General features: G+C 70.1%; 15 protein-coding genes and 1 pseudogene. 12 read left to right on the forward strand and 4 right to left on the reverse strand.

The window, feature by feature from the left end; genetic code table 11:
• Positions 1–264 precede the first annotated feature (264 nt).
• The 11 genes from ACGFW5_RS24810 to ACGFW5_RS24860 all read left to right on the forward strand — a co-directional run bounded on the left by ACGFW5_RS24810 (position 265) and on the right by ACGFW5_RS24860 (position 13,793).
• Complete coding sequence (locus ACGFW5_RS24810) at positions 265–1,668, forward strand: MFS transporter (RefSeq protein ID WP_393836489.1); 1,404 nt, start codon at positions 265–267, stop codon at positions 1,666–1,668.
• Positions 1,669–1,789: 121 nt separating this feature from the next.
• On the forward strand, positions 1,790–2,854 hold the full coding sequence (locus ACGFW5_RS24815) for a beta-ketoacyl-ACP synthase III (RefSeq protein WP_393836533.1): 1,065 nt from the start codon (positions 1,790–1,792) through the stop codon (positions 2,852–2,854).
• The gene (locus ACGFW5_RS24820; RefSeq protein WP_393836490.1) at positions 2,851–3,087 is read left to right on the forward strand and encodes an acyl carrier protein; all 237 of its coding nucleotides are present in this window, start codon (positions 2,851–2,853) and stop codon (positions 3,085–3,087) included. Before ACGFW5_RS24815 ends, ACGFW5_RS24820 begins: the two co-directional genes overlap by 4 nt.
• A gap of 44 nt (positions 3,088–3,131) precedes the next feature.
• A complete protein-coding gene (locus tag ACGFW5_RS24825; RefSeq protein ID WP_393836491.1) occupies positions 3,132–4,016 on the forward strand; it encodes a TauD/TfdA dioxygenase family protein in 885 nt (294 codons plus the stop codon).
• A 1-nt stretch (position 4,017) separates the two neighbouring features.
• Complete coding sequence (locus ACGFW5_RS24830) at positions 4,018–4,554, forward strand: FcoT family thioesterase (protein ID WP_393836492.1); 537 nt, start codon at positions 4,018–4,020, stop codon at positions 4,552–4,554.
• 132 nt (positions 4,555–4,686) lie between these two features.
• Positions 4,687–6,282, forward strand: a complete 1,596-nt coding sequence (locus tag ACGFW5_RS24835; RefSeq protein ID WP_393836493.1) for a long-chain-fatty-acid--CoA ligase — start codon at positions 4,687–4,689, stop codon at positions 6,280–6,282.
• A gap of 41 nt (positions 6,283–6,323) precedes the next feature.
• Positions 6,324–6,581, forward strand: a complete 258-nt coding sequence (locus tag ACGFW5_RS24840) for a phosphopantetheine-binding protein (RefSeq protein WP_393836494.1) — start codon at positions 6,324–6,326, stop codon at positions 6,579–6,581.
• Positions 6,568–10,854: an amino acid adenylation domain-containing protein gene (locus tag ACGFW5_RS24845; RefSeq protein WP_393836495.1), complete on the forward strand. Its 4,287-nt coding sequence runs from the start codon at positions 6,568–6,570 to the stop codon at positions 10,852–10,854. Before ACGFW5_RS24840 ends, ACGFW5_RS24845 begins: the two co-directional genes overlap by 14 nt.
• A gap of 70 nt (positions 10,855–10,924) precedes the next feature.
• On the forward strand, positions 10,925–11,953 hold the full coding sequence (locus ACGFW5_RS24850; RefSeq protein WP_393836496.1) for an ABC transporter substrate-binding protein: 1,029 nt from the start codon (positions 10,925–10,927) through the stop codon (positions 11,951–11,953).
• A gap of 74 nt (positions 11,954–12,027) precedes the next feature.
• On the forward strand, positions 12,028–12,993 hold the full coding sequence (locus ACGFW5_RS24855) for a FecCD family ABC transporter permease (protein ID WP_393836534.1): 966 nt from the start codon (positions 12,028–12,030) through the stop codon (positions 12,991–12,993).
• Positions 12,990–13,793: an ABC transporter ATP-binding protein gene (locus ACGFW5_RS24860; RefSeq protein ID WP_393836497.1), complete on the forward strand. Its 804-nt coding sequence runs from the start codon at positions 12,990–12,992 to the stop codon at positions 13,791–13,793. The genes ACGFW5_RS24855 and ACGFW5_RS24860 overlap by 4 nt, the downstream gene beginning before the upstream one ends.
• On the opposite strand, the gene ACGFW5_RS24865 is transcribed toward ACGFW5_RS24860, so the two are convergent.
• From ACGFW5_RS24865 to ACGFW5_RS24880, 4 genes and pseudogenes are all read right to left on the reverse strand, one after another.
• Positions 13,786–14,379: a DJ-1/PfpI family protein gene (locus ACGFW5_RS24865; protein ID WP_393836498.1), complete on the reverse strand. Its 594-nt coding sequence runs from the start codon at positions 14,377–14,379 to the stop codon at positions 13,786–13,788. The genes ACGFW5_RS24860 and ACGFW5_RS24865 overlap by 8 nt on opposite strands.
• Positions 14,380–14,802: 423 nt before the next feature.
• A complete protein-coding gene (locus tag ACGFW5_RS24870; protein ID WP_393836535.1) occupies positions 14,803–15,498 on the reverse strand; it encodes a sigma-70 family RNA polymerase sigma factor in 696 nt (231 codons plus the stop codon).
• Between the two features lie 151 nt (positions 15,499–15,649).
• Complete coding sequence (locus tag ACGFW5_RS24875) at positions 15,650–16,306, reverse strand: hypothetical protein (RefSeq protein WP_393836499.1); 657 nt, start codon at positions 16,304–16,306, stop codon at positions 15,650–15,652.
• Between the two features lie 2,237 nt (positions 16,307–18,543).
• A pseudogene (locus ACGFW5_RS24880) lies at positions 18,544–19,230 on the reverse strand (DUF4157 domain-containing protein); the annotation flags it as partial.
• 555 nt (positions 19,231–19,785) lie between these two features.
• Between ACGFW5_RS24880 and ACGFW5_RS24885 the strand changes: the two are divergent.
• Positions 19,786–21,009 carry a phosphodiester glycosidase family protein gene (locus tag ACGFW5_RS24885; RefSeq protein WP_393836500.1) on the forward strand — a complete coding sequence of 408 codons (1,224 nt, stop codon included), beginning with the start codon at positions 19,786–19,788 and terminating at the stop codon, positions 21,007–21,009.
• The last annotated feature ends 21 nt before the right edge of the window (positions 21,010–21,030 follow it).

Below are 21,030 nucleotides of genomic sequence, written 5' to 3' on the forward strand. Positions count from 1 at the left end.
CCGCTCCCTACACACGCACCGGCACCACCCATCGGCTTCGCAATCTGCATGCTCACCTGGCATGTTCCACAATCGGCTGCCCTGGCACCCGTCTCGAATGTTCGACCTTCAATGAAGAAGTGAACGATTCTTGCAACCCGCTCGCAAGCCAGTCCGAAAACGAGAGGCGAGAGCTTGTGGCTGGCGACGGATGTGAGCCACGATCCCGGGGTGAGCCGCCGTCCTGTTTCAGGGGGACGGATTCTTAGGGGGAATCGTTCCGCAATGTCTGCAGTGAATTCGCCATCTGCTCCGACCCGTCAGCGCCTCGGGTTGCCGCTCCTGGTCCTGGCCGCCGCGCAACTGGTCATCTCACTCGACTACAACATCGTGTACGTCGCCCTCCCCAGCATCGGCAGCACGCTGGGCTTCTCGGGACAGGATCTGCAATGGGTGGTCAGCGCCTACGTGGTGACCACCGCCGGGTTCCTGCTGCTCGGTGGCCGGGCCACGGACCTGCTGGGGCGGCGCAGGGTCTTCATCGTGGCCGCGTCGGTGTACGCGCTCTCCTCGCTGGTGGGCGGGCTTTCGGAGTCCCCGGGCGTACTGGTCGCGGTGCGCGCGGCACAGGGCATCGGCGGTTCGCTGCTGTTCCCCGCCGCTCTCTCCCTCATCAACACCCTGTACGAGGAAGGCCCCCGCCGTAACCGGGCGCTGGCCGCGTGGGGCGCCGCCGGAGCCGGCGGGCTGTGCTTCGGATCGCTGCTGGGCGGGGTGCTCGTCGACGCCTTCGGCTGGCCTGCGGTGTTTCTTGTCAACGTCCCGCTGGCCGGGGCCGTCGCCCTGGCCGGAACGTTCCTCTTCCCCGCGGACGGTCCCCTGACCCGGCGGCGGGACTTCGACCTGCCGGGCGCACTGACCGCCACCGCGGGCATCACCCTGCTCGTCTTCGTCCTGATCCATGCGCCGGAGGCCGGGTGGAGCAGCCGGGGCGTCCTCATATGCGCGGCCCTCTCGGTGATTTCGCTGTCCCTGTTCGTCCTGGCCGAGACCCGCAGTCATGCCCCGCTGACGCCGGGGCACTTGTTCCGCCATCGCGGTCTGCTCGGCGCCATGGCGCTGACCGCGCTGTTCAGCGCCACGTTCAGCTCGCTGCCGTACTTCTTGACCCTCTACTTCCAGACGGTGCACGGCTACAGCGCGATGGCCACCGGGGCCGCCTTCCTCGTCCCGGCGGTCGTCGTGGCCGCCGGGACGAAGGCCGGCGAGAGAGCCGTGGCCGCGCTGGGTGTGCGGCACACGCTGCTGGCCGGCATGGCGACCGGCGCGCTCGGCGCCCTGCTGCTCGCCGTCGCGTTCAGCGCGGACGGTTCCTACGCGGGTCTGCTGCCCGGCATCGTGCTGCTCAGCCTGGGGCAGGGCGCCACCTGGACGGGCATGTGGATCGCGGCCGCCACCGGCGTCCCGGACCAGGACCAGGGCATCGCGTCCGGCCTGGCCTCGACCACCCTCCAGGTCGGCAGCGCCGTGGGCCTTGCCGTCCTGGTGGCCGTCGCCGGCACGGGCAGCCATGACCTGACAGCCGCCGGTCTGCTGGACGGAGTTCGTGGCGCCGCATATGTGATCGCGGCCGGAATCGGTCTCGGCGCTGTGGCCCTGCTGCCCTTCCCACGGCGTGCGGACGTCTGAGCGCGCCCGCTCCCCCCCTCTCTCCTACAACCGTTCCTTACCCGTCACCCCAGACATCCGTTCACGCATGCCGGGAGACCCAGGAGCTCTTGTGTCCAGCACTCTCGACCGACCCCTCAGCCTGCCCGCACCACCCACCGCCCCACCGCGCGATCGAGCTGCCGTGCTGTGCGGGCTCGCCGGCTGGCTCCCGCCACGTGTCGTGACCAACCAGGAGCTCTCCGAACGGCTCGACACCACCGACACCTGGATCCGCTCCCGTACCGGAATCAGCCGCCGCCACTTCGCCGAACCCGGCCAGGCCACCTCCGACTTGGCCGCGGAGGCAGGCCGACGAGCCCTGCGATCCGCGGGTGTGGACGCCGTGGACGCCGTCGTCGTCGCCACCACGACCCCGGACCGTTCCTGCCCGGCGACCGCCCCCCTGGTGGCCGACCGTCTCGGCCTGGCCGGAGCAGCGGCGTTCGACATCAGCGCCGTATGCACCGGATTCGTCTACGGACTGGCCACGGCCGCCGGCCTCATCGCGGCCCGGGTGGCCGAACGCGTCCTGCTGATCGGCGCGGACACGTACTCCACGATCGTCGACCCGGACGACCGGACCAACGCGATCATCTTCGGTGACGGTGCCGGCGCCGTCGTCCTGCGCGCCGGCCAGGCCGACGAACCCGGCGCCGTCGGCCACTTCGACCTCGGCAGCGACGGTGCCGGCGAGGAACTGATCATGGTGGCGGCCGGTGGCTCACGGCAGCGCTCGGCCTCCGCCCGGGCCGCCGCACAGGACCACTACTTCACCATGCGCGGCAAGGAGGTCTACCGGCACGCGGTCACCCGCATGACGGCCTCCGCCCGCACCACGCTGACGCTGGCCGACCGCAAGGCCGACGACATCGACCACATCGTCCCCCACCAGGCCAACCTGCGCATCCTGCGCTCGGTGGCAGAGGACCTCGGGGTGCCCCCGCAACGACTGGTGACCAACGTCGAGTCGGTGGGCAACACCGGCGCCGCGTCCATCCCGCTCGCCCTGGCCGACGCGGCCGCCCAGCACACCATCCACGCGGGCGAACGCGTGCTGCTCACCGCGTTCGGCGGCGGGCTCACCTGGGGGTCCTGCCTCCTGACCTGGCCCGCTCTCACCCGGACCGACCATCCGCACGACACAGGAGGAAGGCAGGAGTCATGACCACCACCTACGACCAACTGGTCGACATCGTCACGAAATTGCACGACGTGCCGCGTCACCGGATCAGCCCCGAAGCCACCTTCGCCCAGCTGGACGTCGATTCTCTGACGATGGTCGAGATCAGCATGCGCATCGAGCGTGAACTCGGCGTCCACATCGACGACAACGAGCTTGAGGAAGACCTCACGCTCGGCGCGACCACCGAGCTCATCGACGCGAAGCTCGCCCAGTAGCCCCGCTCACCACCGCCACCGGTTCCCCACCGAGAGCAGGAATCATGCAGATCGAGGAAGTCATGGGCACGGACATCGGCGTCACGGTCGACGGGTTCGACCACGCGGACGCCGGCGCCGAGGACATCGACGCCATCAAGGCGGCCGTCTACGCCAAGAAGATCGTGGTCCTGAAGAACCAGCATCTGGCGCCCCGGCAGTTCCTGGAACTCGGCCGGCGCTTCGGCCGTCCCGAGACCTACTACGAGCCGATGTACAAACACCCCGAGGTCGAGGAGATATTCGTCTCCTCCAACGTGCCCGAGGACGGCAAGCAGATCGGCGTGCCGAAAACCGGGAAGTTCTGGCACGCCGACTACCAGTTCATGCCGGACCCCTTCGGTCTGACGTTCATCTACCCGCAGGTCGTTCCGGAGAAGAACCGGGGGACCTACTTCATCGACATGGGCAAGGCGTACGGACGGCTTCCCGAGGACCTGAAGAAGGAGGTGGCGGGCACCTTCTCCCGGCACTCGGTGCGCAAGTACTTCAAGATCCGGCCCTCGGACGTCTACCGGCCGATCTCGGAGATCATCGAGGAGGTCGACACGAAGACCCCGCCGGTCGTCAAGCCCAGCACGTTCACCCACCCCATGACCGGCGAGACGGTCCTGTACATCAGCGAGGGCTTCACCGTCGGCATGGAGGACGAGGACGGCGAACCGCTGGAGGGCGACCTGCTCCAGCGCCTCTTCGAAGCGACCGGCCAGCTCGACGACACCTTCGAGCACCCCAACATCCACCTCCAGACCTTCGAGAAGGGCGACCTCCTGGTCTGGGACAACCGCAGCCTGATCCACCGCGCCCGCCACACCACCACCCCGGAGCCGACCGTCTCCTTCCGGGTGACCGTGCACGACGCGCGCAAGCTCTACGACAGGGCCGTCTGAGATGCGGACGTCCCTCCATCACAACCCGCCCGCTCAGGACCACGCCAACGACGACGAACTGCTGACCCAGGTTCTGCGACCGTACAAGGCGCACTGCAAGTACCTGCGGTCCGCGGCGGTGAGCACCCGGTCCAGCCTCGTGTCCGCGCGCTGCGAACTGGCCATCCCGGAGTCCTGCTACATCGACGACACCGGCCATCTCAACGCCGTCGAAGTCAACATCAGCTACAACCAGATGATGTACTACACCGTCGCCAAGGCGGTGAAAGAGGGACTTCTTGAGGAGTTCGCCGGCTGGACGCTTGACGACTACTGGCGCCATCAGCTGCCGGACATCCTGATCGCCCGCTTCAGCGGCAGTTTCCGGCGCCCCATCAACGCCCGTTCCTTCTTCGGTGAGATCGAGTTCCTGTCCGTGGAGCGGCGCTCGCCGGGCGGAGAACCGCTGCTCGTCGCCGAGACCGCCTACCGGTACTGGGACGACACAGGCGGGCGCTGTGACGGCAGCGTGAAACTCGCCTTCGTCAACGCCCCGTAGAGGCGCGGCGACCCATCACCGCGTTCCCATCACCGCGTGCCGCCGCCGCGTCCGGCGGCGGCACGCCCCCCGGCAGACCGACCCGGCAGACCACCCGGCAGACCGAGAGCAGCACGAGAGGCAGACCCGCCCATGGCCGAACCGTCCGCGCCCGGGACACCCGGCGAACGGCTGCACCACCCTCAGCTCAAGACCCTCGTCGATACGGCACGTTTCCACGCCGCACACAACCCGCGGGTCACCGCTGTCACATGCGAGGACCGCGACCTCACGTACGCCGAACTGCACCGGGAGAGCAGCCGCACGGCCCATGCCATCCGCGGCGCCGGGGCGGCGCCAGGGGCTCGCGTCGCGTATCTGGGCAAGGAGTCCGAGCACTACTACGAGATCCTGTTCGGATGCGCCAAGAGCGAGACCGTCCTGGTGCCGGTCAACTGGCGGCTGACCGCCCCCGAGGTCAGCCATGTCCTCCAGGACTCCGGCACTGAACTCCTCTTCCTGGAAGAGGAGTTCGCCCCCGTCCTTGACCGGCTGCCGATTGCCGCGTTGCCGAAGACGGTGGTCAGGCTGGGCACGCAAGACGGCTTCGTCGCCTGGAAGGCGGACCACCCGGACACCGAACCCGCCTCCTCGCCCACCCCCGACGCCCCCCTCGCGCAGCTCTACACCAGTGGGACCACCGGCCTGCCCAAGGGCGTCGTCCTGGCCCACCGGAGCTTCTTCGCCATCCGCGACGCCCTGGCGAACGGCCAACTCGACTGGATCGACTGGCGAGTCGGTGACGTCGCCCTGGTGGGCATCCCCGGATTCCACGTCGGCGGCCTGTGGTGGGCCACCCAGAACTTCAACGCCGGCGTCACCGTGGTCGCGATGCGCGCCTTCGCCCCCCGTGAGGCGATCGACCTCATCCGTGACAAGGGCGTCACCACCGCCTGCGTGGTCCCGGCCATGCTGCGCATGATGCTGACCGAGCCCGGCGTGCGGCCGGACGACTTCAGCACGCTCCGCAAGATCGTCTACGGCGGCTCGCCGATCTCCGAGGCCCTGCTCGAGGAGAGCCTGGCCATGTTCGGCAGCGAGTTCGCCCAGATCTACGGCCTGACCGAGACCGGCAACACCGCCGTGTGCCTGCCGCCCGCCGACCACATCCCCGGCCACCGCCGTATGAAGGCCGCAGGCCACCCGTATCCGGGGGTCGCCAGCCGGGTCATCGACGGGGACGGCAAGGAACTGCCGCCGGGTGCCGTCGGTGAGATCTGCCTGGCCACGCCGGCGCACATGGTCGAGTACTGGGGGCTGCCCGGCAAGACCGCCGAGACGTTGGTCGACGGCTGGATCCACACCGGCGACGCCGGATACGTCGACGACGACGGTTACGTCTTCATCCAGGACCGCATCAAGGACGCGATCCTCGTCGCGGGCGAGAACGTCTACCCCGCCGAGATCGAGAACGCTTTGGAGCGCCACCCCGGGGTGGCCGAGGCGGTGATCGTGGGAGCCCCGGACGAACGGTGGGGCGAGAAGGTCCACGCCTTCGTCGTGCCCGTGGCCGGGCAGGAACCCTCCCCACGGGATCTGCACAGGTTCCTCGTGGACCGGCTGGCCGCCTTCAAGCTGCCCGCCGCCTACGAGTTCATCGAGCACGTCCCGCGCAACCCCAGCGGCAAGATCCTGCGCCGGGAGCTGCGTGACCGCTTCTGGAGCGACGCCGACCGCAAGGTCAACTGACCGGCACCCGCCACCCCGTGCGGCTACCAAGAGAGAACACCATGTCTGAGCCCCTGACGCTGGACGCCTTCCGAGCGGATCTGGCGGAGTTCCTGCACCAGCAGCCCGACGACGTCGACCTGGACGAAAACCCTTTGGACGCCGGCCTGGACTCGCTGCGCATCACCACCCTCGCCGAGCGCTGGCGCGGCGCCGGCGCGGAGGTGAGCTTCATCGAGCTCGCCGAGCGCACCTCCTTCGGTCAGTGGTGGCAGCTGCTGTCCGAACGCCAGGCGGGAGCGGCGCATGCCGACGCCTGACCCGCACGCCGAGCGCCACCCCCTCCTCGCCGCCCAGGAGGGCATCTGGACCGGCCACCACCTCGATCCGGGCAGCCCCGCCTACAACACCGCCGAGTACGTGCACATCCATGGCCCGGTGGACCCGGCCGTCTTCGAGAAGGCGCTGCGTCACGCCGTGGCGGAGGCCGAGGCCCTGAACGTCCGCTTCGTCACCGACGAGACGGGCCGGCCCTGGCAGGTGGGCGTCCCCGGCATCGAGTGGGAACCGCACATCGCCGACCTGACCAGCGCCGCCGACCCGCACCGGGCGGCCCTGGCGTGGATGGCCCAGGACATCGCCCGCCCCCTCGACCTGGAACGCGACCCGGTCTTCGGACACGCCTTGCTGCGCACGGCCCCCGACGCATTCCTCTGGTACCACCGCGTCCACCACATCGCACTCGACGGATTCGGCCTGTCCCTGGTCGCGCACCGCGTGGCGCAGGTGTACACCGCTCTGGTGGAGGACGCCCCGCTGGGCGAGAGCGGTTTCGGCACTCTGGAGTCGGTCCGGCAGGAGGAGACGGCCTACCGCGCCTCGGAGCGTTTCGCCAAGAGCCGCGCCTACTGGACGCGGCGCTTCGCCGACCGCCCGGCGGTCCTCAGCCTCACCGACCAACAGGCGCTGCCCGCCCGCACCTTCGTGCGCCGCGTCGTCGACCTGGATCCCGCCGAGACACAGCGTCTGCGTGCCGTCGCGGACGACTTGTCGGTGACCTGGTCCGATCTCCTGCTGGCAGTCACCGCGGCCTACATCCACCGGGTCAGCGGCGCCCCCGAGGTCGTGCTCAGCGTGCCGGCCATGGGCCGCCTCGGTTCTGTGTCCCTGCGTGTGCCCTGCATGGTGCGCAACATCCTGCCCCTGCGCCTCGCGGTGGACGAGCAGGACGGCCTGCGGGCGCTGTCCGCCAAGGTGGCCGCGGAGCTCCGGGCCGGCCGGCCGCACCAGCGGTACCGCTACGAACAGCTGCGGCGGGACGTGAAGCTGGTCGGCGGCGCGCGACGGCTGTCCGGTCCGGGCGTGAACATCATGCCGTTCGAGTACGACCTCCGGTTCGGGGGCCACCGCAGCACGGTCCACAACATCTCCGCGGGGCCCGTCGACGACCTCGCGGTCAACGTGTACGACCGCGCCGAGGGCACCGGCCTGCGCATCGCCGTCGACGCCAACCCCGACCTCTACGACATGGCGGACCTGGCCACGCACCAGCAGGGTTTGCTGACTTTGCTGCGCGAGGCCCTGTCCGCGCCGGACCGTGCGCTCGGCCGGCCCGCGTACACCATCGTGGACGGCGGCCCGCTGCCCGGCCCGGCCCGGCCGGTGCTGAGCCGCATGGCCGACCATGCCGGCAGGCGCGGTGGCGTCACTGCCGTGGAGCACGACGGGCGGAGCATCACCTACGCGGAGTTGTTCGGTTCCGCGCGGCAGCTCGCGCGCCGCCTCTCGGCCCGGGATGTGGGCCCCGGCGCGGTGGTGGCCGTCGCCCTGCCGCGCGGCATCGACGCCGTCACGGCGATCCTCGCCGTGCTGATGTCGGGCGCCGCGTACTGCCCGCTCGATCCCGACGCGCCGGAGTCGAGGACGCATGCGCTCCTGGACAGCGCACAGCCCGCGCTCGTCCTCACCGACAGCGCACACGCCAATCGTTGCGCGGGCCGGCCCGCTCTTGTGCTGGACGCCCTCGACGACAGCCCCGAGGCGCCCCTCGCCCCGGCCGGAACGGCGAACGCTCCGGCCTATCTCATCCACACCTCGGGCTCCACCGGCCGGCCGAAGGGCGTGGAGATCAGCCACGGCGCGCTCGCCACCTTCGTCGCGGGCGCCGCGCACCGCTACGGCCTGCGCCGCGAGGACCGCGTCCTGCAGTTCGCGCCCCTGCACTTCGACGCCAGTGTCGAGGAGGTCTTCCTCACCCTGTGCACCGGGGCCACCCTCGTCATCCGCACCCGTGAGATGACCGAGTCGGTGCCCCAGTTCTCGCGCGCCGTCGACCGCCTGCGCATCAGTGTCCTCGACCTTCCCACGGCCTACTGGCACGAACTGGCCTACGCCGTCTCCACCGGCACCACCACGCTGCCCGGCGGGGTGCGGACCGTCATCATCGGCGGGGAGGCCGCGCTGCCCGAACGCGTCGCCCGCTGGCGGAACGCGGTCGGCACATCCGTCCAGCTGTTCAACACCTACGGTCCGACCGAGGCCACGGTCGTGGCCACCGTCGCCGCACTCCACGACGGCCCCGCGGACACCGACGACGTGCCGATCGGCGTTCCGCTGCCCGGCATGCGGACCGCCGTCGTCCAAGGCGAGCTCTACCTCCTGGGTGACGCACTGGCGTCGGGCTACCGTGGCGCGGACGCATCGGACGACGCCCGGTTCGCGCCGCTGCCCCAACTGCCGGGCGCGCCAAGGGCCTTCCGCACCGGCGACCTGGTGCGCCTCGGTGACGACGGACAACTGCGGTTCCTCGGACGGTCGGACGACGAATTCAAGATCAGTGGGCATCGTGTCCACCCCTCGGAGGTCGAGGCCGCCCTGCTGGCCCAGCCGCACATCCGCGAGGCGGCCGTCGTCGGGCAGGTGCTGCCGGACGGGACACGCCGGCTCGCCGCCCACATCGTCGCGGAGAGTCCCCGGCCCACCGCCGCCCAGGTGCGAGAAGGGCTGCGGAAGGTCCTGCCCCCTGCGATGGTGCCCTCCGCCGTGGAGTTCACCGAGCGGCTGCCCCGCACCAGCACAGGAAAGATCGACAGGAACGCTCTCCGTACGGTCGTGGAAGAGCGGCCCGTTCCAACCGAGGACGGGGACGGCCCGGTGGCGGCCATCACCCGTATCTGGGCCCAGATCCTGGGACTTGAGCACATGACACCCGAGGACGACTTCTTCGACCTCGGGGCCCAGTCGCTCCAGGCCATCCAGGTCGCCAACCGGCTCGGTGTCGAGCTGGGACGGGAGGTCCGCGTCGCCTGGCTCTTCGAGCACCCGACGGCCGCCGGCCTCGCGCGCCGTCTGGAGCACCGCGCGGACGCACCGGCCGCCGCGTCCGCGTCGCCGGAGGCGGTGTCGCCGGGGGCGGTGTTGCCGGGGGCGGTCCTGGCCGACGCCGTCCTGGACGACGACATCCGGCCCGGCCGCTCGCGCCGTACGGCCGGTGCACCCCGCACCCTTGTGCTCACCGGCGCCACCGGGTTCGTCGGCCCCCATCTCCTGGCCGAACTGCTGAATACCACCGACGCCGAGATCGTCTGCCCGGTCCGGGCCGCCACCCCCGAGGAGGCCGCCGACCGCATCCGTAGGGCCCTGGCCGCTCAGGAGATCCCGCTTCCCGCAGGGAGCGAACGCATCACCGCTGTCCCCGCCGACCTCGCCCGCCCCCATCTGGGCCTCGGCGCCGACCGGTTCGCCGAACTGGCCGAGACCTGCGACGCCGTCATCCACAACGCGGCGACGGTCAGCATCATGCGCGAGTACGCCAGTCTGCGTGCCGCCAACACCGAAGCGACCCGTCAGCTGCTGCGGATGGCGTCCGGGCGCTCGATCCCGGTGCACCTGGTGTCGACGCTGTCCGTGGCCCCGCCCCGCAGCCGGAACCCCGAAGTACCGGAGGCGTTCTTCCCGCCGCATCCGGGGCTGGTCAGCGGCTACCAGCAGTCCAAGTGGGCGTCCGAACGCCTCCTGGAGCAGGCGGCCGAACGCGGCCTGCCGGTCACCCTGCACCGCCTGGGCCGCGTGACGGGAGCACCGGAGACCGGCCAGGTGAACCGGCGCGACTTCCTGTGGAGCGTCCTGGCCTCCGGCATACCCGCCGGCATCGTGCCGGAGCTGTTCGACGCCGAGGTGTGGACCCCCGCCGACTACGTCGCCCGGGCCGTCGTACGGCTGGCCCTGACCGCCGCACCCGGCACGGTCTTCAACCACGCCCCCGTCGCCCCCGTACGCCTGGCCGACGTGTACGACTGGGTGCAGGAGTACGGCTACGCCGTCAAACAGATACCTCTGACGCGGTGGCGCGTGGAACTGCCCCGTTCGGCGGACGTGGCGGCGACGACCGGAGCGTTCTTCGATTCGCTGGCCGTCGGCGAAGACGCCGAGCCGGAGCTCGCGCTGGGCCACGTCCGGGCGGACAACGTGCTGCGCGGGCTCGAAGGCACCGGCATCACGTGCCCCGAGGCCGATCGGGCCCTGGTGTTCCGGTATCTGGACCACTGTGTGAAAACCGGAACCCTGGCGCCCCCCGAACGACGGAAGGACTGACCTGCCGGGAACTCGGACCCGCCTCGCACCGACTACTTGATTGGAGCACTTCCCGTCCCAAGGAGATCGTGTGCAGACGAAACGGCCCGCTGCCGTGGCCCTGGCCGGCGCCCTGTGTCTGGCCGCCACGGCATGCGGGGCCTCGCCGTCCCCGACGGCCAAGGCCGCCGCGGGCACGAGCGCCCCCGGTTATCCGGTCACTCTCAAGAACTGCGGAGCAACCACCACCTACACGAAGGCGCCCAGTCGGGTGGTCGTCATGAACGGCGCCTCCGTCGCCGAGGTCTCCTCGCTGCTGGCTCTGGGGCTCGGTGACCGCATCGTGGCGAACCAGCAGTCCTACGGCCGCTCCGAGGTCCCGGGCCGGGCCGCGGCCATCAAGAAGCTGCCCACCGGCCACATCACACGCAACGACGCCTACGACGTCCCCCGCGAGGCGATGCTCGGCCTGGCTCCGGACCTGGTGCTGTCCACCACGTCGTACGGCTTCGACGCCAAGAACGGCTTCGCGACCCGCGCCGACCTCACATCGGTCGGCGCCAACTCCTATATTTCTCCGGGGGGTTGCGACCAGGACACCTCCCACATGACCATCGACGACAGCTATCAACTCCTTCGCGACCTGGGAAAGATCTTCAACGTCGGCGGGCGGGCCGAAAAGCTCATCACCGAGTCGCGAAAGCGGATCAGCGGCATCTCGGCCAAGGTGAAGGGTGAGAAGAAGCCCAACGTCATGGTGGTGTTCTCCAACATGAGCATGGGCGGCAACGACTTCAGCTCCATCGCGGCCCACGGCATCTGGAACGACATCCTGGACAAGGCGGGCGCCAGCAATGCCTTCGCCTCCACTTCCAAGAGCGCCTTCGCCGACCTGAGCAAGGAGAAGGTCGCCGCCGAGCAGGTGGATGCCCTCGTGGTGATCAGCTACAACGACCCGGACCCCGAGGCGTACGCCCGCAAACTGCTCAAGGAGTTCCCCCAGTGGCCGGCCGCGAAGAACGAGCGCTCCCTCGTGCTGTCCGATTCGATCTACCTCGGGCCCAGCAACGACCTCGCCGTGGAGAAGATCGCCACGTTGCTGCACCCGAACGACGTCTGACCGGACCGGGCCGGCGCGGGCGCCCCAACCCCGTCCTCGTGCTGCTGGTACTCCTTGCCGTGCTCCTTGGCGCCATGATCGTGGCCATCGGCATCGGCGCGGTGACCGTGCCCACGGGTGAGGTGTGGCGGATCATCTGGCACCATCTGACCGGCGGCGGGTCGGTCGCGGATCCCGCCATGGACCAGATCGTCTGGAACTTCCGTACGCCACGCGTCGTGCTGGCCGCGCTGGTCGGCGCCGGCCTTGCCGTCACCGGTGTGGTCCTCCAGGCCGTCGTCGCCAACCCGCTGGCCGACCCGTATGTGCTGGGCGTCTCCTCCGGTGCCTCGCTGGGCGCGGTGCTCGTCATCACGCTCACCAGCGGTGCACTGGGCGGGCTCGGCGTGTCCTCCGCCGCCTTCCTCGGCGCCGCGGCGGCGGCGGCCCTGGTCTTCTTCCTCGGCCGCAAACAAGGACGCCTGGCACCCACGCGCCTGGTGCTCTCCGGGGTCGCTGTGGGCTACTTGTTCCTGGCCGCCACCAGTTACCTCCAGCTGCGGGCCACCCCGACCGAGCTGCGCACGGTCATGTTCTGGATGCTGGGCAGCGTCGCCGGCGCCCAGTGGGGACAGCTTCCCGCGGTCGCCACTGTCGTCCTCACCACCACGGTGGTCCTGACCCTCTTCGGCCGCCGGCTCAACGCGCTGCTCGTCGGCGACGAGTCCGCCACCGCCCTCGGCGTCGACGTGCACCGTCTGCGCGCCGTCCTGCTGGTGCTGTCCTCGCTGGTGACCGGCACGGTCATCGCCGTCGCCGGTGGAATCGGCTTCGTCGGTCTGATGATCCCCCACCTGGTGCGCCTCACGACCGGCGCCGACCACCGCAGACTGCTCCCCCAGGCCGCTCTGGTCGGCGCCATCTACCTGGTCGTCGTCGACCTGCTCTCGCGCACCGTCAACCGCCCCAACGAACTGCCCCTCGGTATCCTCACCGCCCTGTTCGGGGCGCCCTTCTTCCTGTGGCTGCTGCGCCGCAACAAAAGCCTGGACACCGTATGAAGCTCACCGTCGAACAGATCCACGTCGAACTCGGCCACCGCCCGATCCTCCACGACGTGAACCTGGAGGCGCAGCCCGGTGACATCGTCGGTCTCATCGGGCCCAACGGCAGCGGCAAGTCCACGCTGCTGCGCACCATTTACCGCTCTCTGCGCCCCCAACACGGCGTGGTGCGGGTGGACGGCGACGACGTATGGACCCTGTCCGCCCGCGGCGCCGCCCGCCGCACCGCCGCCGTCCTCCAGGACGCCGACGGCAGTCCGGCCGGCATGTGCGTCACCGAGATCGTCGCCCTCGGACGCACCCCGCACCACGGGCTGGTCGGCCGTGACAGCGTCGAGGACCGCGAGGCCGTGGAGGACGCGCTCGACCTGTGCGGCATCCGCCACATGGCCGAACGCGATGTCTCCTGCCTGTCCGGCGGCGAACGTCAGCGCGTGCTGCTGGCCCGCGCGCTCGCTCAACGGCCCCGGCTCCTCGTCCTGGACGAACTCACCAACCACCTCGACATCCGCGCCCGCTTCGAAGTTCTCGACCTCATCAGGGCGACCGGCATCACGACGCTCGCCGTCCTGCACGACCTCGATCTGGCCGCTCGTCTGTGCGACCACCTGGTGGCACTTGACTCCGGCCAGGTGGTGGCCGCGGGCCCGGTCCTGGACGTACTGACCTCAGGTCTGCTGCGGGAGGTCTTCGGCGTGGCCGCCACCGCGGACCGGCACGCCGACGGTGTCGTCCGCATCACCTACGCGGCTCAGCCCCTCGCCCTTGAGCAGCTGACGGAGGCCGAAATCAGCTGAGGGGCCGGTCGTACTGCATTCCCTGGCGGACCTGGGCCGCCGCCTGCGCGCCACCCAGCCGCTCCACCAAGTGGAAGGCCATGTCGATCCCGGCGGACACGCCCGCGCTGGTGACGATGTCACCGTCGTCGACATACCGGTCGCGGGCACGGACATCGACGGTGTCGTCGATGCGGGCCAGTGTGGCGGCGAAGTCCCGGTGCGTGGTCGCGGGGCGCCCCTTCAGGAGCCCGGCCGCCGCCAGCGTGAGCGAGCCGGTGCACACGCTCGCCAGCAGCACCCCTTGGTCGTGCAACTGCCTCAGCCAGTCCAGATGGGCGGTGTCCTTCCCGAGCACCCGTGTGCCGTCACCGCCCGGGTGGATCAGGACGTCGAGTGCGGGGGCCGTGGCGAGGTCGTGATCCACGCCCAGGCGAAGTCCCTTGGCGCAGCGCACCGACCCCTCCGCGCGACCGATCGTGACCAGTCGGACGGGGGCCGTGGCGACGTGCGCGGCCCAGAAGCCGAAAACCTCCCACGGTCCGACGACATCAAGTTCCTCGGCGTCCTCGAACACGAAGACACCGACGGTCAGAGAAGTCCCCATGCCGACGAGCTCACCCACTCTCCCTGCGGGCCGACCGGTCAGGACCCCGACCGGTTGTGGCCCCCGACCAGTTGGGGCCTCGACCAGTGGGCACCAGCCTGACATGAGTGCCGGCGGCGGTACTCGAAAGGGGCCGGCGAAGAACCCGAAGGAATGACGTGCGCGTCCCGGCCGCGGCGCCCCCTCCGCTTCCGCGCGCGCGGCAGAGCGCACTACGCAGCGAACCCCGTTCCAAGTCCCTCAGTCCCCCAGTCCCCCGAGCCCCAAGTCCCAAGTCCCCCAAGCCCCAAGTGACCCAAGCCCCCAAGCCTCCAAGTCCCGCCCTTTCCCAGGGGCATGGGCAGCTGAGTGAGGCAGGCGTACGGGGATCACCAGTGAGGCTCGGTGCCTACCCGCCGGGGCACGCACCGAGCCTCCCGGCCGTCAGGCAGCCTCGGCTGACAGGACGGCTACCGCAGAGCGGGACGGCCCGATGGCCGGCAGTGGATCACCGATGTCCGGACAGGGCTCCTCCGGCTCGGCAAGCAGCTCCAGCAGCGTCCCGCGGGCCCGGGCCACACGGGAACGGATCGTGCCGACGGGGCAGTCGGTGACATCGGCCGCTTCCATGTACGACAGGCCCAGCAACTGGGTGAGCATGAACGCCTCGCGGCGCTCGTCCGGCAGCGTGGCAAGCAGGTCGAGGAGCGCGATGCCCTCCTCGAACCCCGGCACGTCGACCGGCTGGGTCTGTTCGGCGGCACGCCGCCAGTCGTGACGATCGGCCAGGCGGGGCCGCGCGGCGGCACGCCGGAAGTCGTCGATCACCGCCCGACGCGCAATCGACAGCAACCAGGCCCGGGCGGAGGAGCGCCCCTCGAACCGGTGCAGACTGCCGAGCGCCCGGATGAACGTCTCCTGGGTCAGGTCGTCAGCCGACTGCGGGTCCGCGCTCAGGTGCGCGACGTAGCGCTTCACGTCGAGGTGCAGGGCCTGGATGAACCGCTCGACGGCCTCGGCGTCGCCGCCTCGGGCCTCCAGCGCCCACCCGGTGATCAGTTCGTCGACCTCCTGAGTGTTCTCGTGTTTCCTACGTTTCTTGCGGCGCCCATGTAACGGGGGCAGGGCAGGAGTAAGCACCTTGTGTCCTTCACGAATCACGCGTGGAACAGCGGCGCGCGGACACGCCGGTTCCAGCAACAAGGGGACGGCGGCCGTGCGCGCGGGCACGGCCGCGAACCGAGGCGCGGTGTCGACGACTTCCGAAAGCGACCTCGGGAAAACTGCTGTTCTAGACGACAGCGGTCCTCATGGGAGGTCCCCGGGTGGTGATCGCGTGAACAAGATGGAGACGGCACGGCACCCAGCGCGAACGGCTGCGCCGCACCAGACGGCGGGGCCGACGCGGCAGCGCGGGCAGGGTGACCACCAGCCGCAACGGCGCGGCCAGCCACCCGCCCACGGCGCGCAGCAACCGGTATGCGACACGCTCGCCATACCCCAGCCACAGGCCGCACAGCACGGCGACCACCAGGTGAGCCACGGACATGCCCCAGGACGGCATACCGCTCACCAGCCAGTGCCCCAGGCCACCCTCACCGGCGCTCGTGTGAACCGAGTTGCCCATACCCATGGGCGTCTGCATCGGCATGGAGTGGGCATGCAGGCCACTCATGTCCATGGAGCCCATCGGCATCGTACGCATTCCCGTGCCGGGCGAGCCTGGTGCGGCCTCCGCCTGCGCGAGCGCGAAACCCCAGTGGAGCACTGTCTGAGCGCCAACCACGAGCGTCACGATGAGTGTCAACCCGCGTTCCCGGCCGGCCAGCATCCAGCTGACGCCGCCCGTTGCCGCGAACCCGGCCAGCAGCGCCCACCAGGGCACGGTGCACCCCGACATCATGATGTGCCCCAGGGCGGCGAGCAGCACGCACATGGCCGCGAACACTGCGGCCCGTACCGTACGCGCACACCACCCGGCATCCATGACAGGCTTCATCCTTGCACTCGAAGTGCCGTCGTCATGGATCGGTACGCGAATTCACGGGGTGACCCACTCAAAGAAACCGACGTGATGCAGAACTCGGCCAAGTCAGGGAACTCACCGCACGTTCCATCCGACTCTTCGAAGGGGATTGCGTCTCTCGGGAAGTCTCTTGGGACGTCACATAGGACGTCACATAGGACGTCACATAGGACGTCACATGGGACGTCCCATCTCGGTGAATCCGTGTTCGCCCCGGAGGTGGACGTCGGCCACGGCTCGCGTCCCCAGCCGTCAGCCAAGTCCAGGCCACAAAAGGCGAGTTGGGCCAGCCAAGTCAGGTGCGTCAGCGGTCAGGCCACCGATCCAGCCTGGTCATCGACCCAGCCGACCCGCGGACCGGCCTGCGCGATCACGCATGAACCAAAGGCACGCCCGGACCCGCCGGCCACTCCTGCCCGCCACCTGAGTATCCGTACTCATGCGCAGGCGCCACGAGTCCGGGCACCGTGTCGGCCATGAGCAACGCGCCGACCCCGGGCCGGGCGGCGCGGACCCGGGGCCAGGACGCGTGAACCTCACACGACGCAGTTGGCGTTGAAGCGCGCCTTCAGTTCCTCGATCTGGGTGGGCACAGCCGCGATACCGCTCTGGAGATCCTGGACGAGCAGGGTCTTCTCCCGGCCCTGCGGGTTGCGGGCCACCCGGCCGAGCAGGTCGGTGATGCCCTGGGCCAGACGCACCATGTCGTTCTGGATGACAGCGGCGGCGTTCAACGCGTTGGCGTACTTGAGCTCCAGTTCGTCCGTCACCATCTGAGTGTCGTCGTTCTGGAGGTTTCGGAGGCCTTGCATGCTGAGTTCGAGCTGTTGGCGATGGTGGTCCACCGTGGACCCGAGGGTTTTGAGGGAGTCCGTCAGCGCGGTCATCGTGACGTCCGCCTGACCCGCGTACTGGTCCTTGATGTCGTAGGGGACGCCGAAGTTCTGGGCGATGTCCATGACTTCGTGGAGCGTGTGGTACGCGAGCGCCGTGGTGTGGTCGAAGTCCAGCCGCCAGAAGGCGAAGATCCCCCAGGCCACCGCCGCGATCTCGCGCTTGGTGCCGCCCGCCGCCTGGGCGAGCTTGAACATGCGGGCCGCCGTGAAGGACTGGCCGGCCCACACCGGCACCCGGTGGGCCCGGGCGAACTTGGTGGTGTCGGAGTGTTCGTTCCGGGTGGAGGGGTGTTCCTTCATCTGCCCCGGATTGCGCGGGTCGGGCACCGGATTCTGGCCGCGGTCGGTCGTTTCGATCCGGGCGCCCGTCACGGGATTGATACCGGCCGTGCTCTGGACGTCCTGTCCCTCGATCTCCGCCAGCTTGCCGGTTCCCATGGTCGGCGGGAAGTGCCGGGCCGGACCGAAGTACTCCATCACATCGTGGAGCACCATGATCTTGTCCCGGAACGAATGCTTCTCCGGGTCGCGCAGGACCGCCCGGATACCACCGCCCACTCCGGGCAGCTTGGTCGCCAGTCCCTCCAGCGGCTGGCCGGGCTGGAACTTGGGGTCGCCGTGCGTCTGGCTGAAATAGGTCAGATACGCGCCGAAGGGCTTGCCGGCCTTCTTGGGGTCGTGGACCTGGTTGCCCGTCGCCGGGTCGACCATCAGTGGCTGGGACTTCAGGTGGGCCACGCCGGTGGTGAGCTCTTCCTCCATCACGGCCCGCTGCTCCGCCGTGAGGTTCGCCTTGAGGCTGTCAGTGGCTGAATTGACGCGCAGCAGCAGGGAGTTGAGGAAGACCTCGACGTCCGGGCTGGTCTTCACGCCCTGCGCCTGCTGCTTCTCCTCCCTGCGCTTGTCCTTGGCGTAGACCCAGCCCATCAGGCCCCGCGCCAGCTCCTCCACATTGTTGACCTTGATGTCACGGTTCTTGGCGCCGAAATCGGGGTGCTTGCCGACCTCCACCTTGAGGACCGGGTGCATGCCCTTCATCGTGCGCGGTTCCACGATGGCCTTGCGCAACTGCGCCGTGATCCGCTGCCGCTCCGCTTGGAAGCTCGCCTGCTCGTCCGGCTGGAACTTCGCGCCGATCTCGGAGTCCATCTCCGTGAGGATCTGGTTCACCTTGGCGTCCAGCATGGCCGACTTCTGGTTGTCGTCGGCGGTGGCCGTCGCGGCCTTGTACTCCTGCGAAACGTCGTTCCCATTGATGACGAGCGCGCGCTGAACCACGCCCGTGCCCGGGTCCCCGGCCCCCGCGTCGTCGGGGCCGGCCGCCCGCTGGACGGGTGCCTCTCCGCTGAGGACGCGCGTCGCGTTGGCCTCGGCTTCGCGCTCGAAGCGGTCGGAGGGGTCGGAGACCTTGAGGCCGGAGCCGTTGTCGGTGCCCGCGACGGGTCCTTGACGCTGCTGGATGACGTGGGTCAGCTCATGCGCCAGGGTGTGACGGTCGGCTCCGCCCTCACCGACGACGACGTGGCTTCCGGAGGTGTAGGCGCGGGCGCCGACCTCCGCCGCCGAGGCCTTCGCGGCGCCGTCGTCGTGGATGCGTACGTCGGAGAAGTCCGCGCCGAGCCGGGCCTCCATGTCGGTACGTACCGAGGAGTCGAGCGGGGTACCCGAGGTGCGCAGCACGTCGTGCACCGCCGAGCGCTGGACGGGCGCGGCCTGCTCGGTCTGCTGGTGCCCGCAGCCCGCGCCGTGCTGGTGCTGGTCCTGAGCCCAGGAGTGGCCGGCCTGGCGAAGCATCTGGACGACCGCGGCGTTGCCCGCACCGGCCTGCAATGCCATCAGCCCCGTGGGCGCCATCGAGGCCCGCTCCGGTGCGGCGTCTTGGCGCTGGGGCTGCCGAAGCCGGTCGTCGGCCGTCCGCGCGGGCCCGTCCTGGGACTGCCTGGTGGTCACACACTTCCCTTTCGATGAACCGGGATGAACCCGGGCAGCCAACGCCCCGTGTCGCTGGGCGCCCTGGTCGCCCCTGCGCGGGGTGTCCCCCACATCCAGCCACCCAGAGCAGCCGGGTACCGGTACCCAGTATCAACCATCCCGCCAACGGAAGACCGGCGCCCCCAAAACCACCACCCACACCGCCGAACCCCCCGCGGATTCCCCCGACTTCAGTGGTCGACTTGCCGTCGCCCGGCGCAGGAGTTGGTGACCGCGGTCGATGTCGGCCACCTCGATGCCCGCCCTTCGGCAGGCCGCCAGGTACTCCACGCCCACGACGCGGGACCGTGCGGCACGCACCAGCAGGGTGGGAACGCTCGGTGGCGGCACGAGCCACGGCCGGGCCATCTCGGTGTACGTCGTCGCGATCGACTCCGGATGGCAGCGCCACCGCCACCGCCCGTCCGCGCCTTGCAGGAGGTGGTGGGCGATCTCCGTGCCATGCGAGTGGTGTCGGCCAGGTGTACGTCGCGGCGGTGGCCATCGGGGCGCGCGCGGCGCGATGTTGGGCGCATGAGCCGTGTTCGCGTCGCTGCCGTCGTCCTTCTGGTCTCCCTGCTCTTCTGCGCCGCCCCCACCACGCAGGCCGCCCCTCGGCGTGGCGCGGGGACAACCGAGCGCGTCGCCCCGGGTATCGAATACCGGGCGTTCACCCTTCCCACCGCGCACGGTCCGATCCGGATCCATGTGCTGACCGTCGATCTCCACCATCCGGGTGTGCGGGCCGGCTTGCTGTACGCCGGCGCCGTAGCCGACCGGGCACCCGTGTCCGTCATGGCCGACCGCCAGGGAGCCGTCGCCGCGGTCAACGGGGACTTCTTCGACATCACCGAGGAACAACACCCCGGCGTCACCGCCACCGGAGCGGCCTCGGGAGCCGCCGTACTCGACGGACGGCCGCTCAAAGCGGCGGTCCCCGACGCCCAGCGCTTCGGCGGCTCCCTGCCCCCCGGCGACAGCGGTGAGGACGTCTTCGGGGTCGGCACCGACGGCCGGGCCCGCACCGCACGCCTGAGCCTTCTCGGCCATCTGCGCACCCCGCACGGTACGTTGCCGGTGCGCGGCCTCAACCAATACGCGCTCCCCGAGGGGTCGATCGGCCTGTTCACCCCTGGGTGGGGCAGCACCTCGCGCGCCCGCGCCGTCTGCGGAACGGATCACGACCGGGCTGCGCCCTGCACCCACGACGTCTTCGAGGTGACCATCCGTCACGGTCGCGTCAGCAGTACGAGCATGGGCGCCGGCCAGGGGCCGATCCCGGCCGGGACCGTCGTCGTCCTCGGTCGCGAGGGCGGCGCCCGGGCGCTGCGCTCCCTCGTCCCCGGCACGCCGGTCGACGTCGACTACCGTCTCGCGTCCACCAGCCCCGTCCCGTTCGCCTTCGCGCTGGGCGCCTACCCCCTGCTCAGAGATCACCAGCCGCTGCCCGGCCTCGACGCCGTCACCACCAATCCCCGTACGGCGGTCGGCATCGCACACCACGGCCATCTGCTGCGACTGATCGCCACCGACGGCCGGGAGTCGACGGCCACGGGACTCACTCTCGCCGAACTCGCCGACGTTGTACGGGACTTGGACTGCACGGAAGGCGCCTACGTGGATGGCGGCGCCTCCACGACTCTCGTCACCCGCGACCCCACGACCGGGCACGCGACCGTACGCAACACCCTCGACCAAGGCCTGGAACGCCGCGTGCCGAACGGCATCGCGCTGTACAGCCGCCGGGATCGGCCCTGACGGAGCGGATCGGAACGCGGC

This window comes from Streptomyces sp. NPDC048416 (assembly GCF_043200435.1).
Taxonomy (GTDB): Bacteria; Actinomycetota; Actinomycetes; order Streptomycetales; family Streptomycetaceae; genus Streptomyces.

Excerpts from the sequence above, each read along its gene's own strand:
- ACGFW5_RS24810 (WP_393836489.1), top strand. The coding sequence starts at position 265 with ATGTCTGCAGTGAATTCGCCATCTGCTCCGACCCGTCAGCGCCTCGGG.
- ACGFW5_RS24840 (WP_393836494.1), top strand. The coding sequence starts at position 6,324 with ATGTCTGAGCCCCTGACGCTGGACGCCTTCCGAGCGGATCTGGCGGAG.
- ACGFW5_RS24860 (WP_393836497.1), top strand. The coding sequence starts at position 12,990 with ATGAAGCTCACCGTCGAACAGATCCACGTCGAACTCGGCCACCGCCCG.
- ACGFW5_RS24855 (WP_393836534.1), top strand. The coding sequence starts at position 12,028 with ATGATCGTGGCCATCGGCATCGGCGCGGTGACCGTGCCCACGGGTGAG.
- ACGFW5_RS24825 (WP_393836491.1), top strand. The coding sequence starts at position 3,132 with ATGCAGATCGAGGAAGTCATGGGCACGGACATCGGCGTCACGGTCGAC.
- ACGFW5_RS24830 (WP_393836492.1), top strand. The coding sequence starts at position 4,018 with ATGCGGACGTCCCTCCATCACAACCCGCCCGCTCAGGACCACGCCAAC.
- ACGFW5_RS24835 (WP_393836493.1), top strand. The coding sequence starts at position 4,687 with ATGGCCGAACCGTCCGCGCCCGGGACACCCGGCGAACGGCTGCACCAC.
- ACGFW5_RS24885 (WP_393836500.1), top strand. The coding sequence starts at position 19,786 with ATGAGCCGTGTTCGCGTCGCTGCCGTCGTCCTTCTGGTCTCCCTGCTC.
- ACGFW5_RS24820 (WP_393836490.1), top strand. The coding sequence starts at position 2,851 with ATGACCACCACCTACGACCAACTGGTCGACATCGTCACGAAATTGCAC.
- ACGFW5_RS24845 (WP_393836495.1), top strand. The coding sequence starts at position 6,568 with ATGCCGACGCCTGACCCGCACGCCGAGCGCCACCCCCTCCTCGCCGCC.
- ACGFW5_RS24865 (WP_393836498.1), bottom strand. The coding sequence starts at position 14,379 with ATGGGGACTTCTCTGACCGTCGGTGTCTTCGTGTTCGAGGACGCCGAG.